14 protein-coding genes are annotated in these 15,179 nt (G+C 39.0%); 10 read left to right on the top strand and 4 right to left on the bottom strand.

The annotated features are described in order from the left end of the window. Window positions 1-194: 194 nt before the first annotated feature. Entirely contained in the window at window positions 195-2,378 is a 2,184-nt protein-coding gene (gene katG, locus CTN01_RS17605; protein ID WP_045147392.1) for a catalase/peroxidase HPI, read from the top strand. A gap of 147 nt (window positions 2,379-2,525) precedes the next feature. Continuing rightward, window positions 2,526-3,329 carry a RecX family transcriptional regulator gene (locus tag CTN01_RS17600; protein ID WP_045147389.1) on the top strand — a complete coding sequence of 268 codons (804 nt, stop codon included), beginning with the start codon at window positions 2,526-2,528 and terminating at the stop codon, window positions 3,327-3,329. Window positions 3,330-3,361: 32 nt separating this feature from the next. Here CTN01_RS17600 and CTN01_RS17595 read toward each other — a convergent pair whose 3' ends face one another. From CTN01_RS17595 to CTN01_RS17580, 4 genes are read right to left on the bottom strand one after another with little or no spacing between them, the layout of a single operon-like run. Continuing rightward, a complete protein-coding gene (locus CTN01_RS17595; protein WP_045147388.1) occupies window positions 3,362-5,392 on the bottom strand; it encodes an acetoacetate--CoA ligase in 2,031 nt (676 codons plus the stop codon). Between the two features lie 47 nt (window positions 5,393-5,439). Further along, entirely contained in the window at window positions 5,440-6,069 is a 630-nt protein-coding gene (gene maiA, locus CTN01_RS17590; protein ID WP_045147386.1) for a maleylacetoacetate isomerase, read from the bottom strand. A gap of 36 nt (window positions 6,070-6,105) precedes the next feature. Next, the gene (locus tag CTN01_RS17585; RefSeq protein ID WP_045147385.1) at window positions 6,106-7,092 is read right to left on the bottom strand and encodes a fumarylacetoacetate hydrolase family protein; all 987 of its coding nucleotides are present in this window, start codon (window positions 7,090-7,092) and stop codon (window positions 6,106-6,108) included. Window positions 7,093-7,109: 17 nt separating this feature from the next. After that, window positions 7,110-8,252 (bottom strand): homogentisate 1,2-dioxygenase, encoded by a 1,143-nt coding sequence (locus tag CTN01_RS17580; RefSeq protein WP_045147383.1) that lies wholly within the window; start codon window positions 8,250-8,252, stop codon window positions 7,110-7,112. A gap of 271 nt (window positions 8,253-8,523) precedes the next feature. Here CTN01_RS17580 and phhA point away from each other — a divergent pair, with 271 nt between their 5' ends. From phhA to CTN01_RS17540, 8 genes are all read left to right on the top strand, one after another. Next, complete coding sequence (gene phhA / locus CTN01_RS17575) at window positions 8,524-9,324, top strand: phenylalanine 4-monooxygenase (protein ID WP_045127555.1); 801 nt, start codon at window positions 8,524-8,526, stop codon at window positions 9,322-9,324. Between the two features lie 13 nt (window positions 9,325-9,337). Further along, window positions 9,338-9,679, top strand: a complete 342-nt coding sequence (locus CTN01_RS17570) for a 4a-hydroxytetrahydrobiopterin dehydratase (protein ID WP_045082225.1) — start codon at window positions 9,338-9,340, stop codon at window positions 9,677-9,679. Between the two features lie 279 nt (window positions 9,680-9,958). Next, complete coding sequence (locus CTN01_RS17565; RefSeq protein WP_045082224.1) at window positions 9,959-11,296, top strand: paraquat-inducible protein A; 1,338 nt, start codon at window positions 9,959-9,961, stop codon at window positions 11,294-11,296. Window positions 11,297-11,326: 30 nt separating this feature from the next. Beyond that, a complete protein-coding gene (gene pqiB, locus CTN01_RS17560) occupies window positions 11,327-12,970 on the top strand; it encodes an intermembrane transport protein PqiB (protein ID WP_045147381.1) in 1,644 nt (547 codons plus the stop codon). Beyond that, window positions 12,970-13,542 carry a PqiC family protein gene (locus tag CTN01_RS17555; protein ID WP_045147380.1) on the top strand — a complete coding sequence of 191 codons (573 nt, stop codon included), beginning with the start codon at window positions 12,970-12,972 and terminating at the stop codon, window positions 13,540-13,542. The genes pqiB and CTN01_RS17555 overlap by 1 nt, the downstream gene beginning before the upstream one ends. 136 nt (window positions 13,543-13,678) lie before the next feature. Next, window positions 13,679-14,089, top strand: a complete 411-nt coding sequence (locus CTN01_RS17550) for a GFA family protein (protein WP_045147379.1) — start codon at window positions 13,679-13,681, stop codon at window positions 14,087-14,089. Window positions 14,090-14,124: 35 nt separating this feature from the next. Further along, complete coding sequence (locus CTN01_RS17545; RefSeq protein WP_045147377.1) at window positions 14,125-14,475, top strand: MerR family transcriptional regulator; 351 nt, start codon at window positions 14,125-14,127, stop codon at window positions 14,473-14,475. A 52-nt stretch (window positions 14,476-14,527) separates the two neighbouring features. Then, complete coding sequence (locus CTN01_RS17540; RefSeq protein ID WP_045147376.1) at window positions 14,528-15,103, top strand: NAD(P)H-dependent oxidoreductase; 576 nt, start codon at window positions 14,528-14,530, stop codon at window positions 15,101-15,103. Window positions 15,104-15,179 lie beyond the last annotated feature (76 nt).

The raw sequence follows: 15,179 nt of genomic DNA, 5'->3' as shown, positions 1-15,179 counted from the left end.
GTACTCAATTGATTTAATTTTATGTCATAAAATGAGATTGTAACCTTAAAGTAAATTTTTTTTGAATTAAATCAAATATAAAATTTCAAATTTAACGAGCCTATTTAATTGTTATTTAATACCTAAGAGCTATATTGGATGGTTCTGAAGATTTAATGATAATAATACTAATTAAAATAATGAGGGAACACCCAATGTCTAAATGTCCTTTCCACAACACGCACTCGGTTAATCCGTCAATTAACCCTGGTAATGGTACTTCTCCAAGTGATTGGTGGCCTAACCAACTTAAACTGGACATTCTTCACCAGCACGATCGTAAATCAAACCCAATGGGTGAAGATTTCAATTATGCTGCGGAATTTAAAAAGTTAGATCTTGAAGCTGTAAAGCAAGACTTACGTGAGCTAATGACCGATTCTCAAGATTGGTGGCCAGCAGACTTCGGTCACTACGGTCCTTTCTTCATTCGTATGGCATGGCACAGTGCAGGTACTTATCGTACTGCTGATGGTCGTGGCGGCGCGAGCACAGGTAACCAACGTTTTGCACCATTAAACAGCTGGCCTGATAACGTAAACCTTGATAAAGCACGTCGTCTAATTTGGCCTATTAAACAAAAATACGGCAACAAGATCTCTTGGGCTGATCTTATTATTCTAACTGGTAACGTTGCACTAGAATCAATGGGCTTCAAAACATTTGGCTTTGCTGGCGGCCGTGAAGACATTTGGGCACCAGAGCTAGACGTTTACTGGGGTAAAGAAAAAACATGGCTTGCTGATGACACACGTTACGAAAAAGATAGCGAGCAACGTGATCTTGAAAATCCACTAGCAGCAGTACAAATGGGTCTTATCTACGTTAACCCAGAAGGTCCAGACGGTAATCCTGATCCACTACTAGCGGCACACGACATTCGTGAAACATTTGCTCGTATGGCAATGAACGATGAAGAAACTGTAGCACTTATTGCTGGTGGTCACACATTCGGTAAAACACACGGTGCAGCAGATGCAGCACACGTAGGTGTTGAACCTGAAGGTGCTTCAGTTGAAGAGCAAGGCTTAGGTTGGTCATCAAGTTACGGTAGTGGTAATGCAGCTGATACGATTTCAAGTGGTCTTGAAGTAACATGGACAACAACACCAACGGAATGGGGCAATGGTTTCTTCCACAGCTTATTTAGCCATGAGTGGGAATTAGAAAAGAGCCCTGCAGGTGCTTATCAGTGGATTGCTAAGGATGGTAAGCTAGAGTACCCAGATGCATTTGGTGATGGCATGCACCGCGGTACTATGTTAACAACTGACTTGTCTCTGCGTTTTGATCCAGCATATGAGAAAATTTCTCGTCGCTTCTACGAGCACCCAGAAGAGTTCGCTGATGCATTTGCACGTGCATGGTTCAAACTAACTCACCGTGATATGGGGCCTGTATCTCGTTACCTAGGTCCTGAAGTGCCAGCTAAAGTGTTCACATGGCAAGATCCAATCCCTGCGGTTGATCACGAGTTAGTAAACGATGCTGACATTGCAAAACTTAAACAAGAAATCGCTGCATCTGGTCTATCAATCAGCGAATTAGTATCAACAGCTTGGGCATCTGCTTCTACATTCCGTGGTTCAGACAAGCGTGGTGGTGCAAACGGTGCACGTATTCGTCTAGCACCTCAGAAAGATTGGGAAGTTAACCAACCTGAGCAACTAGCGAAAGTACTAAACGTACTTGAAGGCATTCAAGCAAACTTCGAGAAAACAGTATCTCTAGCTGACTTAATCGTACTTGCTGGTGGTGTAGGTGTGGAAATGGCTGCTAAAAATGCAGGCCGTGATATCACTGTACCATTTACTGCTGGTCGTATGGATGCATCACAAGAAGAGACAGATGTAGAATCATTTGCTGTTCTTGAGCCAATCGCTGATGGTTTCCGTAACTTCGAAAAAGCGAAATTCACAGTCGCTGCTGAAGAGTTACTACTTGACCGCGCACAACTACTAACACTAACAGCACCTGAAATGTCAGTGCTTGTGGCTGGTATGCGTGTACTTGGTGCAAACTACGATAACAGCGAATACGGCGTGTTCACTGAACGTAAAGAAGCATTAACTAATGACTTCTTCGTTAACCTACTAGACATGGCAACACAGTGGAAACCAACCTCTGTAGACCAAGATGTGTTCGTTGGTACAGATCGTAAGACTGGCGAGCAGAAGTGGATGGCATCACGTGTTGATCTAGTATTTGGTTCTAACTCACAACTACGTGCACTTGCAGAAGTTTACGCATGTTCTGACTCAGAAGAGAAGTTCGTTAATGACTTCGTAAATGCTTGGGTTAAAGTAATGAACGCTGACCGTTTTGATCTTCACCACTAAGCAAAACGCAAAGTTATTAAATACTTATCGATGTATGAAATAGCAAGCTAAACAAAATCAGAGAGGCACTCAATGAGTGCCTCTTTTTTCATTTAAGCGTGTATAACTGTTATTATTACGACAACTTCTAGCCATTCCCGATATCGTATGAAAAAACCTTATCCTGCTTCTACTATTCAAAACGTCATTAATAGTGCGATTTACCACTTAAACCTACGTGATCACTCAGAATTTGAATTACGCAAAAAACTTGAAGCAAAAACAGAGAATAAAGAGTGGGTCGAAACTGTACTTGAACAAATGAAAAGCTATGGTTATCTCAAAAGCGACCATGCATTTTCATTACATTTCTGCGAATTAGCCTTTAATAGCCAATATGGACGTAAGTACATACAACAAAAGTTAAAAATTAAAGGTATTGATGAGCTCACTATTGAACAAGTAATCACAGAAACTATGCAACGCATGGGCGTCTGTGAGCAATCGATGATCAATACTCGCTTGGCTCGTTTTAAAGACTTCTCAACCACATCGGCTGAAAAAGTCGTCAATGACTTATTAAAACGTGGTTTTAGTATGGATGATATTTCTCGCGGTATTTCAGAGCATAGCGCGTCTGATACTTTACTGACCAAAGCGCAGATTAAAGGTAAAAATGCTAACCTTGAAGCAGAAGTGATCAAGCTTGCTAAAAAGCTAAAAGGACGCTCGTTAATCGCTCAAGAATTAAAAATGAAGCATGTAGATATATCAGAACTCGATACCGTACTTGATGAGCTTAGTGAATCAGGTGAAATAGATTTTTACTACAACTGCCAATTAGCCCTTGCCAAGAAACGCTACGATCTCACCGATTTTAAAGAAAAGAGCAAAGCTTATGGTTATCTATCAAGCAAAGGCTTTTCTAGTGATGAAATTAAAGAAGCAATCAATGCTGTGTTAGAAGAGTAGAAAATAAACTTATCTATTTCTTGTGCGTATTATTACTCTAAGTCTGATCTATTTTTATACTGCTCTAAACTCTCTGGGTTTGCGATAGCACTTGTGTTTACAACATTTCGTTGGTGGATGGCATCTCTCACTGCTTTTTCTGCTATTTTCCCTGATTTAGTTCTGGGAATTGCTGAAACTTGTATAATTTTTGCGGGGACATGATGGGGAGAGCACTGATTGCGCAGTTGCGTGTTGATACGATTGATTAAGATATTATCGAGCGTTACATCTGGTTGTAATTGAACAAAGAGAACGATACGAACATCGTTTTGGAACTGCTGTCCAACAACAACAGAATCGACAACTTCATGAAATGGATTGACTTGACGATAAATTTCAGCGGTGCCAATACGAATACCACCGGGATTTAATATTGAATCAGAGCGCCCATAGAAGGTGAGTCCACCATGATGAGACACACTGACATAATCGCCATGGTGCCAAGTATTGGGGTAGGTATTCCAATAAGCCTGAAAATATTTTTCTCCCTTTGGATCTTGGCCAAATGCTATGGGTTGATTAGGAAAACTGTTGCAACAGACAAGTTCACCGCATGTATCAAAAATAGCTTCTCCTGCCTGATTAAATACATTAACGTCCATCGCTAAGGCTTTTACTTGGCACTCCCCACGCCACACAGCGCCTATTGGATTGCCAATGGCAAAGCAACCGCAAATATCTGTACCGCCTGCAATTGATGACAGCTGAACATCTTGTTTGATTTGTTTATAAACATAATCGAATTGCTCAGGCGCGAGTACTGAGCCTGTAGAGCAAATGACACCAAGTTGTGACAATGTCACGTGCTTGAACGGTATGATTTGCATTTTTTCTATGGTCTCTAAATATTTGGCGGAAGTGCCGAATAAACGTAGGTTCTCTTTGTCAGCCATTTTCCACAATTGATAAGGATCTGGGTATAAAGGGGAGCCATCATATAATACGAGTGTTGCGCCTGATGCCAAGCCACTTACTAACCAGTTCCACATCATCCAACCACAAGTTGTAAAATAAAAAATGGGATCGGTAGGTTTAATATTGCAGTGTAATTGGTGCTCTTTCAGGTGATTTAAAAGTGTTCCACCGACAGAGTGAATAATACACTTGGGTTTCCCCGTTGTTCCTGATGAATACAAAATATACAACGGATGATCAAAGGAAGTAGGAGTAAACGCTAAATCAAGACGACGAACAATATCTTCCATTTCTTGCCATGCACTCACGGTGATATGAGAAGGTAAGGAAGAACTTTGTAACAGTAGTTTATCGATAGGCTTTTGGTTTATATAAGGATAAACAATTAATTTTTTGACACTAGGAAGAGAAGATAAAGCCTCTGATAATGTGGTTAAACTGGTTATTGTTTTGTTGTTATAAATATAACCATCGGTAGTAAAAATAACTTTAGGTTCGGTCTGACTAAAGCGTTCAACGACACTTTCAGCACCGAAATCAGGTGAGGTGGATGTCCATACTGCACCTAATGAGGTAGTCGCTAGCATAGCAATAACTGTTTGTGGAATATTAGGCATGTACGCGGCAACCACATCACCTTTTTGTACCCCTTGTTGTTGTAAATACTGTGCAACCATCGCTACTTGCTGGTGGAGTTGTTGCCAAGATAGTCGCTGTTGGGCGTGTTGCTTATCCTTGTCTGTAAAACTGTGTTCGTTATAAAAAACAATCGCATCTTGTTGGCTTAGCTTTGTGCTGTAAGCGAGCAAATTTTCGGCGAAATTGAGTGTGGCATCAGGAAACCAACGTTGATCTTTATTGGGAATAGGGCTGTGTGTTGGACAATAGACAATGTTTTCACCTTGGTTGCCAATTACATTGCAAAATTGCCATAGCTGTTGCCAGAATTGGTCGCTATGTTTTATCGACCAACGGTGTAATTTCGTATAATCATGAAATAGACGTTTGTGTTGTTCGCTGATCTGCACCATAAATTGATACAGCAAACTGTTTTGAATGCGTTTTCGACTTGGCTTCCAGAGACATTGCTTATGATCATAAGTCATTGGTACGTTCTCCGTCTTTCTTCTAATGCTCTATTTTTGCTGAATAATTAAAGATGAGGCGCTGCTTTGATGAAAGGCTCAAGCTGGTTACAGTGTTTTTCTATGGTGTTAATGATTGGAAATTTGGATAAATCGAGATTAAAACGTCGGGCGTTGTACACTTGAGGGATCAAAAATATATCGGCTAAGGTTGGGGCAAGTCCAAAACAGAACTTTTCAGGGTTATTGTTACTGGCAAGCTGATGTTCTAATGCTGTAAAACCTTGTTCTATCCAGTGGTGATACCATTGTTTTTTTTGCTCTGTGGTAAGTGTTAATTTGCGTTCTAAATAGTTGAGTACACGTAAGTTATTTAACGGGTGGATATCACAAGCGATGGATAATGCAAAGGCTCGGCATTGTGCACTTTCTATGGTGTTACAAGGCAGTAAACTTGGTGTTGGATAACATTGCTCAAGATATTCGATAATAGCGAGAGATTGAGATATATAGCATTGGTTATGCTCAAGTGTAGGCAATAAACCCGTCGCATTAATGTTTTTGTATTGGCGACTGTTTTGCTGATTATCAAGCAGCGAGATCGGTACACAGGTATAATCAAGCTGCTTAATGTTTAAGGCAATTCTTACTCGATATGAGGCCGATGAGCGAAAATAATCATATAGGGTAAATGCCATAATTCAGCTCTCTATGAGTAATGAATGTACTTGAGGTTAATGTTTAATAAAGGGAATAACGGCTTGTTCAATAGCCCCAAAAATAGAATGTTTATCAGCATCAAACATTTCTATTTTTACGCTATCACCGTATTGCATGAAGGGAGTTTGAGGCTCGCCGTGTTCTATAATTTCCAGCATTCGTTTTTCAGCAATACAACAAGAGCCAGATAATCTATCTACGTTAGAAACTGTTCCTGAACCTATGATTGTGCCAGCTGTTAATTGGCGACTTTTGGCTGCATGGTGAATTAATTGGGCAAAGTTAAATGTCATATCAACACCTGCGTTTGGATTACCAAATAGTTGCTGATTTAAGTGAACATAAAGTCGATTATTAATCTTGTTCTCTTTCCATGATTCGCCTAATTCATCAGGTGTTACTGCGACAGGAGAAAAAGCCGATGAAGGTTTTGATTGAAAAAAGCCAAAGCCTTTAGCCAGTTCTGTTGGGATTAAATTTCTTAGCGAGACATCGTTAACAAGCATTAATAGTTTAATGTGTTTCTCTGCATTTTTTACGCTTGTCGCCATAGGGACATCATCTGTAATAACAGCTATTTCAGCTTCAAAATCAACTCCCCAATTAAGATCTTCAACTGCGATGGGCTGTGTAGGATTTAGAAATTTATCTGACATACCTTGATATATTAAAGGATCTTGCCAAAAACTTTTTGGCATTTCTGCGCCTCTTGCTTTGCGCACCAACTCAACATGATTAACGTAAGCACTACCGTCTGCCCATTGAAAAGCGCGAGGGAGAGGAGATGCACAGTGCGTTGGCTGAAAAACAAAACGATTCTCTAGCACTTTTCTATTAAGTGCGTGATAAAGATCATTAAGAATAGGTTCAACATCTGTCCAATGGTCCAGTGCATATTGCATGGTAGGGGCAATATTTTGAGCTGATACCGCCCATTTCAGATCGCGAGAAACGACAATGAGCTTCCCATCTCTACTTTGTTGTAATGAAGCCAGTTTCATTGTTGTTATCCTTACTTTTATTGTTTTTCAGGATCTTCATGGCGTTGCCATGACGCCACATAATTATGTAATTCAACCTCACTAATATTGGGGGCAATATCGAGTGGGTTTCGAGTATCTATCATTACTGCTACTTCATCGATAAATGTTTTAGGCGCTTGTTGGCTCAATGTTAAAGCGTTGGGGTGAGGACCATGTGGAAAACCATTAGGATGAAACGTGATCATGCCAGGTTTAATATTGTCTCGACTGAAAAAATCGCCATGGTGATAAAAAATCACTTCATCATAATCATTATTACTGTGAAAGAAAGGCACTTTTAAAGCGTTAGGATCGCTTTCAACGGGACGAGGTACAAAAGTACACACAATAAAATTATCACTGACAAAGGTAGAGTGTGCTGAAGGTGGAAGGTGATATCGATGGCTCATTAGTGGCCGAATGTCACGCCAATTAAGTTTTAGTACCGTTAGATTTCCTTTCCAGCCGATGCTATCTAAGGGATTAAACGGATAAGAAATAGTATTTATTTGGTTACGCGCTTTTAAGAATACCTGCCAATTATCTTCTGTTTGTTGTGCTTTAAATGCAGCATTGATTTTCGGATATTCAAGTATTGCGGGATCAAAGACTGCATGTTGACCGACAATGCCATGATCAACACTTTTAAAACTGTTATTGGTTGCTTCAATCATTAACAAAGCAACCGTATTGGCAATTTCAATTCGCCATGTTGTAGAACGAGGAAGGACAAGGTAGTCACCTTCATTAAAAGGCAAATGACCATAATCGCAATATAAATCTCCGCTACCTTGATGAACAAACAATAATTCGTCTCCGTCACCATTTCGCACCAGATGATCCATACTTTTATTGGTTTGCCATATACGCAGTTTAATATCGCCATTTGATAGTAATAACGGCGCATCCCATGGCGTATCTCCAACTTGGGGCAAAGCTAAGGCATCAAATGCTCTTGGTTTATGTTCGCCGCACCACGACACCCAACTTGTTGGTGGGTGTTTATGGTACATATGCGTTGCAGGGCCAAAAAAACCATCGCGACCGCATTCACGTTCGAAACTGCCGTCGGGTAAGTCACAATGTGCTTGTTTGCTTGATAGCCCTTCAATAATTGGAAACTGAAACCATTTATGCATTCCTTGCCTCATTATTTACTATTGCTATCACTTAACTGTGGTTGAAAGTGCAGAAATCGCAATATTATTGATAAGATGCAGAATTAAAGATGTTCATTATTGTTTACATTTTTTGCATCAATAATCAGGTAAAGTGTTAGTCTAATTAGGCATTAAAGCCTGTTTTTTAGTTATAAAAATGGCTGATAAGGAGGATCACTTCTAATATTTATAGAGTTAATAATAAAAATAATAGTGTCGGTTGGTGGTTAGTCTAAAAACGGAGGCTATTATGCAAAAGAATCAGAGTAGTAATCCGAGAGGGCATAGCTATGTCTCAAAGCCTGTAGATCGTAATGGGGTTATTACTTGGAATGAAGAAGAAAATGCCATTTGGCATCACCTGATAACTCGCCAACTTCATTGTGTGCAAGGTAAGGCATGTGATGAGTATTTAGCGGGTTTAGCTGAATTAGATTTACCTCGCGATCATATCCCTCAATTAAAAGAAATAAACCGAGTATTACTTGATACTACAGGTTGGCAATGTGTTGCTGTACCAGCCTTAATAAGTTTTGATCATTTCTTTTCTTTACTCGCACGCAAACAATTTCCGGTTGCCACCTTTATTCGTACAAAGGCTGATATAGATTATTTGCAAGAGCCTGATTTTTTTCATGAAGTATTTGGACATTGCGCAATGTTAACCAATCCATATTTTGCACAATTTACGCATTTTTATGGAAAACTCGGTGTAAAAGCGACGCATGAGGAAAGAGTTTATTTAGCTAGGCTATACTGGTTTACGGTTGAATTTGGTTTGCTAAATCAAAATGGTAAATACCAAGTTTATGGTGGCGGTATTTTATCATCGCCTCAAGAAACACATTACGCGACAGTCAGTACGATACCGCAACGTGTTGCTTTTGATCCTATAGAGGTGATGAGAACGCCGTATAGAATTGACATATTGCAGCCTAAATATTTTGTATTGCAAAGTATGGAGCAACTTTATCAAGTTACTAATCAAGATATTTTCGGATTAGTAGCAGAAGCACAGCGAAAAGGATTGCGTGCTGCCATCTATAGCTAAAAGGAAACGATTAATGACGAGTTTAGATAAATTGAAATGTGAAGCATGCCATTCAGGTTCACCAAAATTAAGTGATGACGTTTTAGCAGAATACATGGAGGCATTACCAGAATGGCAAATTATTAATCCTAATGGTGTAAATCGTATAACTCGTACATTCAAATTCAGCAATTACAAACAAGCGTGGGAATTTAGCAATAAAGTATCGCAATTAGCAGAAGAAGAATTTCATCATCCAACCCTTGTTTTAGAGTGGGGAAAAGTAACAGTCACATGGTGGACCCATGACATTAAAGGTATTCATTTAAATGATGTTATCTGTGCAAAGAATACTGAAAAACTGTTTTTGAGTTAAATCCACAAAAAAACTACGTTTAACACTTATTTCCTTGTTATAATACGATGTTTTAAATCGGTATTTGCATTAAAAATAAGGCTTTTTTTTCTTTCCTAACTTAAAGTTTCTTGCTCTAAATGCAATGAAGACAGACAATACGCGCCTGTCTATATTTAGTATGTTTAGGTTTTGTCTAAGCAACACGACCCTTACTGTTTCTCGCTGTTTTAACTTTATTAAATGTATTCAACAGCACGTTACGATTTCAGTAAGAATAGCGATAAAAAGAAATTAATGATGACAACACGAACGTCAGAGCAACAAACGCCATCAGAACTGATGATCGCTTGCGAAGAATGCGGATTGGTAGTCGATATCCCAGATATCAAAGATGGACAAAAGGCGGACTGTCCTCGCTGTGGACACACTTTAGCGAAAAGAATCATCATGCCATTTCATCGCCCTTTAGCGTACGGTCTTGCATGTTTGATTATGTTGATACTCAGCCTTTCTTTCCCTTTCCTCTCATTTAGCGTGAATGGAATGGGGCAACAAATCATGTTGCTTAATGCAGCAGAAACATTACAACATTTTGAGAATAGCTTTCTTGCATTACTGTTGATGTTAACCGTATTGGTTTTTCCTGCGGTCTACATCATGTTGGTTATGTACCTCTATTACCGTGCAGCGCATGTTAAACGTATTGGGTATGTAAGTGGTAATCCTAAAACCATAAAGCTGTTGTGTCGTATCTTATTTAAAATTCAACCTTGGCTAATGGTGGATGTTTTTCTCATTGGCGTACTAGTAAGTTTGGTTAAAATTTCAGCGTTAGCGCATATTGGGATGGGATACTCATTCTGGGCATTCTGTATTTACAGCGTTTTGGTTGTTAAATGTGTTTCATTAGTTGATCGAACATGGTTGTGGGATCAGTTCTTTGCAATGAAACACCTAGATGGGGTTCATGATGGCGATACACATTTATCGAATAATCATGTGGGATGCCATGTTTGTAATCAAATAAACCCTCTGCCTGATAGCCATCATGCCAAATGTCTTCGCTGTGAAAGCAAGCTTCACGGCTTCAATCCTTCACATTCATTACAGTATTCATGGGCTTACTTAATCGCTTCGATTATTTTTTATATTCCGGCAAATTTGTATCCTATGATGTATACCGTAAGCCTAGGACAAACCGAAGGTTCCACTATTATGGGTGGTGTGGTGATGTTATGGAAAATGGGGTCTTGGCCAATCGCTTTAGTGATCTTTATTGCCAGTATCTTTATTCCTATGGCAAAAATGTTTGCGTTAGCATGGCTTTATTACTGTGCAGGTAAAAAGCCGAATGACTCAACACGAGAGTCTGTAAAACGTTTGAAAATCTATCGTATGACAGAATTTATCGGTCGATGGTCTATGGTTGATATTTTTGTTGTCGCGATATTAGTTGCACTTGTGCAGTTGAAAAACTTGATGGCTATTTCACCAGGACCTGCTGCAATCTGCTTTGCAACAGTAGTGGTATTTACCATGTTATCGGCAATGAACTTCGATCCTCGGGTGTTTTGGGGTGAAAAAAGTAAAATTAATCATGGTTCAGAGTTAAACACTACTGAATCTAATCAGTAGTCACTAGCCAGTATTAACGAGAAACAGAAAATGAGTGATAACCAGCCAAATGAGGCTAAAGTACAAAATCTGAAGCAAATATCTGCAATCTGGATCATTCCAGTTGTGGCTCTGGCTATTGGTATTTGGATGTTTGTTCAATATCTTAATAGTAAAGGGCCTGAAATAACGATCCGCCTTCCTAATGCTTCAGGGATTGAAGTGGGTAAAACCGCGATTAAATCTTTAAATGTAAAAGTCGGTGTTGTTACCAAAGTTCAGCTAAGTAAAGACTATAGCTATATAACAGTGACTGCGCAGATGGATAACGATACAGAGCGTATGTTGAAAAACGATACTAAGTTCTGGGTTGTTAAGCCTCGAATTGGCAAAGAGGGAGTGTCTGGTTTAGATACGCTGCTTTCTGGCGCATACATTGAAATGCAACCAGGGCATGGTAAAGATGATAAGTATAATTTTAAAGCGTTAGAAGTACCACCTGTTGCTCCTGCTGATGCGAAAGGGTTACGTGTTGTACTGACAAGCCATGAAGCAGGTAAGCTTGCGGTAGGTGATCCTGTATTATATGACGGCTTTACTGTTGGGCGTGTTGAGAAAACAAGCTTTGATATCAATAATAAGCAAGCCAATTACCAACTGTTTATTTTTGAACCTTATAATCGATTAGTACGCACTACCAGTAACTTCATTATGCAATCTGGTATGAATGTACAAATGGGGGCTGAAGGTTTTAACGTCAAAATTGGATCATTGGAATCGTTAATTACCGGTGGTGTAACATTTAAAACACCATCTGATGAGCAAGGTGTAGTGCAGAATAAACAACTAAAACATTACCGTTTATTCGATAGTGCGCAAGATTACCACGAAAAAATGTACGATAAGAGCTTAAAGTTTGTCATGCTATTTAAAGAATCGATTCGTGGTTTGAAAGCGGGGGCACCGATTGAATATCGTGGTATTCAAATTGGTACTGTCCAAAAAGTACCGCTGCGCTTACCCACCAGTGAAGAAGGTTTTACAAGTGAAGAAATACCTGTTTTAGTTCGTATCGATTTAGGTCGAGTATATAACCACTCAGATGAAGGTACGTTGGAGAGTTTACGTGCATACCTAGAAAAAGAGTTTAAGAACGGACTTCGTGCAACATTGAAAACAGGTAATTTATTAACAGGTGCGCTATATATTGGCACCGATGTATATAAAGGTGAGAAACCTGAAAAACCGCTTAAATATGATGATTACGAAGTCTTCCCAACTAAATCGGGTGGGCTTGCTGAAGTGCAGAAGCAGTTAACTAATTTACTCAATAAATTTAATAAGCTTCCTGTAGAAGATACATTGAATTCAATGACTGCGACTTTAAAGGCATCTGAGAAAACAATGAATTCAGCAGCGCGTGTTACACAAGATCTTGATCGTATTCTTAAGCAAAAAGATACTCAGACATTACCGTCAGATATCAAAGCGAGTTTGAAAGAGATCCAAGACACCTTAAATGGCTTTAGCCCAAATGCAGCAGCGTACCAAAATTTACAAGGTGCACTAGTACAATTTGAGCAAGTGATGACGGAACTACAACCAGTACTTCGTCAATTAAATGAGAAGCCAAATTCATTAGTGTTTGGTGATGAGAAAGCGAAAGATCCTATTCCAGTTGGAGGCCGTAAATAATGAAAAAGTGGTTATTAATTACAGCGATAGCGCTTGCTGGAACAGGATGTAGCTCAACAGAGCCTGCACTAAAAACATATATTTTACCGATGCCAACCAGTGCCAATACAGCACATAACATTAGTAATAAATCATTGTTAATTGTGCGCCCTGTTGAAGTAGCAGCACATCTTGCTGGTACTGGTTTAGTGTATCAAACCAGCCCAACTGAAATTGTTGAAGCACAGCAAAATCTTTGGGGTGAATCACTGAGTACTCAGTTAACGCGTCGAATTACATTTGATTTACGCCAAAAACAAACTCAGTTTTGGGCAACACAGCTAACACCGACGTTGTCTACTGCGGGTATACCACGCTTACAGGTCCGTATTAATCAGTTTAATGGTGTTTATAGCGGTGTTGCTGAAGTGGCAGGTGAATGGTTATTGATTAATGGTAACGGCGATTTAAAAACCGTACATCCATTTTCATTCCGTGTACCTTTAGCAAAAGATGGTTATTCAGCACAAGTGGAAGCACTGTCTAAAGGTGTGGATGAGTTAACGACTCAGTTAGCACGCTCTATAAAGTAGCTTTTTAACAATAAAGTAAATATTAAGCCGACGAAATACGTCGGCTTTTTTATTTTTTAGGATCATGAGATTCATTATTGTAATCAGCTTATTTAAATACTAGGGTTATGTCGTTGGATTTAGAGGGAAAGATGAAATGAAAAAACTAAATGGTTCCTGTTTATGTGGCAAGGTGCAGATAGAAGTGCCTGATGATTTTGAGTATATGGGGAATTGTCATTGTTCTGAATGTCGTAAATTTACGGGGTCAGATTACTCATCGGTGGGAGGATTAAGCTCAGATAAATTTCGCTTTAAAGCAGGTGAAGATGCTGTGTCGATATTTCAAAAAAGTGAAGAAACGGAACTCGCTTTTTGTCGAATCTGTGGTTCAAGTTTGTTTTCAAAGAAACTAAAAACAAGCAAGCATAATATTCGTTTAGGAATTTTAGATGATATTCCAACGCATAAGCCGAGTTTTCATATTTTCACTGCATCTAAAGCACCATGGAATGACATAACCGATAACTTAATACAGTTTGAGAAAGGCCCGTTAAATAGCGTATAGATAAACAAGGAAGACAATTAACAAGGAGATAACTGATGTATATCGGTGAAGTGTCTAAATTAACAGGAGCGTCGGCCAAAGCCATACGCTTATATGAGTCGTTAGGCTTGTTGGGAACAGTAGTACGAAAGGGGAGTTATCGTATTTATGATGATAACCATGTTAGAACCGTTATTTTGATTAAAGATGCACAATCTATCGGGGTCAGTCTTGCGGAATTTAAGAGGCTGCTAGGAGATAAAACAGTGCTAAGTTGGGATGTTGTAAGCACATTTCTTGATCAGAAAAGTAAAGTAATTGAAGAACAAATTAACCTATTGCACCAGCAGCTATCGATGATCAAAAGATACCAAGACAATATTAAAAAGTGTTTAGAAACTAATTGACTCTTCCCTATAGGGCAAGGTGTAAGCTGAGCTCAAAAAGGGAGAGGCATCTATGTGTAAGAAAGTATTAGTTATTAATGGAAATCCAAAGGCTAAGAGTTATTGTCATGAACTAGCACAGAGCTATATCACAGCTAGCGAGAAAAATGATGTTAGGCTGTTAAATTTAAGTAAGATGGATTTTGATATCAATTTAGTAAGTGGCTATGAAGCAGTACAACCGCTAGAGCCTGATCTACAGTATTTCCAATCATCACTTCTATGGGCAGATCATGTGGTATTTATTTTTCCTCTGTGGTGGGGGGGGATGCCTGCAAAATTAAAAGGGTTAATTGATCGAACATTTCTTCCCAATTTTGCTTTTAAATTTGAAGCTAAAAGCTTAACAGCACAGCAATTATTAAAAGGGAGAACAGCCGAGCTGATAGTTACGATGGACTCACCACCATTTTACTATCGTTGGATTTATGGCGATCCTATTTACAAGCAAATGAAGCGAACTATTTTAGGTTTTAGTGGCTTTGAAAAAGTATCTAAGACCTATATTGGCCCAATAATTAATGCGAGTGAAGATAAAAAAGCGAAATGGAATCAGCGGGTAGTTAAACTTGCTAAAAAAGTCGCGTAATTCACTAAATTTAATAACTTTTAGCGATAAACAGTATTTAAGGGGAGCTAACGATAAATTAAATATTTGATGAGTC

Source organism: Photobacterium angustum, from assembly GCF_003026365.1.
GTDB classification, from domain to species: Bacteria; Pseudomonadota; Gammaproteobacteria; order Enterobacterales; family Vibrionaceae; genus Photobacterium; species Photobacterium angustum.
This window is presented reverse-complemented; position numbering and strand designations above follow the sequence as displayed.